The 1,183-nt window shown below is 29.3% G+C and carries 2 protein-coding genes; one reads left to right on the top strand and one right to left on the bottom strand.

Annotated features, from left to right (window positions below; genetic code table 11):
• Positions 1 to 400: 400 nt before the first annotated feature.
• Positions 401 to 964, top strand: coding sequence for a 3D domain-containing protein (locus tag CN514_RS24565; protein WP_098234805.1), 564 nt, complete (start codon positions 401 to 403; stop codon positions 962 to 964).
• A gap of 12 nt (positions 965 to 976) precedes the next feature.
• Here the strand turns inward: CN514_RS24565 and CN514_RS26260 are convergent.
• On the bottom strand, positions 977 to 1,183 hold a 207-nt coding region (locus tag CN514_RS26260), incomplete at its 5' end, for a hypothetical protein (RefSeq protein WP_217993964.1).

Genomic DNA, 1,183 nt, shown 5'->3' with positions numbered 1-1,183 from the left:
GTATAACATTAAATTTACAGTAAATATTACAAAACTTCACTAATTGTTACATAGTTTTTAATTCTAAATTAATAAAAACCATCTCAATTGTCCTAAAAAAGTATGTTTTTCTATACTATTTATTACCTTATTGAAAAGTTTTTACTGTTTAACTTTCTCCCTATTAACTTTTCAATTAATCTCTTCAGCCCTTTAAAATCAAGCATCTTGGCTTATAATTCAGCGACGAACATTCTTAAATTGGAAGTATGTCGAAATAAACTGTAACTATTATGCAGAATTTATAGAAAATTATAAAAAAAGGTAATATATTTGTAACATAAAATAAAACTACTGAAATCTTACTGTCACATTCCCATGGTAAAGTATTATACATAGAAGATGGACAGGAGCGGGAAATATGAAAAAATTAATGACATGTTTTGTTACTACTGTTATTCTAACAATGGGATTTACGACAAATACATACGCAGCAACTTATAAAGTTAAATCTGGAGATACCTTATCTGCTATCGCAAAAAAACAAAAGGTAACAGTCTCTCAGATTAAATCTTGGAATCATTTAAAATCAGACCTAATTAAAGTAAATCAAGTATTGCAAATTAAACCTGCAACTAAGAAAAAAACGACAACGACTAAAAAAACTACAGCTAAAAAAGCTGCTACACCTTATAAAGTAATTAAAATGAAAGCTACAGCTTACACTGGTAGCTGTAAAGGATGTAGTGGTAAAACGGCTACTGGTATAGATTTAAAAAAGAATCCAAAAGCAAAAGTTATTTCTGTGGATCCAAAAGTAATTCCACTAGGTTCTAAAGTATATGTAGAAGGCTACGGCTATGCAATTGCTGGAGATACTGGCGGTTCACTAAAAGGAAATAAAATTGATGTATTTATCCCAAGTCAGAAAAATGCCCAAAAATGGGGAGTTAAAACAGTTACTGTAAAAGTTTATAAAAAATAAGCAAACGAGCCTTTAATTCGGGCTCGTTTTTCTATTTCTAATTCTATTCGGATTTAAGTCAAATAATCGCCGATCTAATTCATATAAGAATTCATTTCTCTTTTCCTCATTTGTTTGAATCTTTAACATCTCTAATTTTACGATTAATTTTCGAATACTTTTTCTTTGGGAAATTTCCAACGTATAGATTTTGTATGGCTCAAACCAAGGTTCCTTTTC

This window comes from Bacillus sp. AFS001701 (genome assembly GCF_002559405.1).
Classification (GTDB): Bacteria; Bacillota; Bacilli; order Bacillales; family Bacillaceae_G; genus Gottfriedia.
The sequence above is the reverse complement of the archived record's forward strand: the minus strand, read 5'-3'. Positions and strand labels throughout refer to the sequence as shown.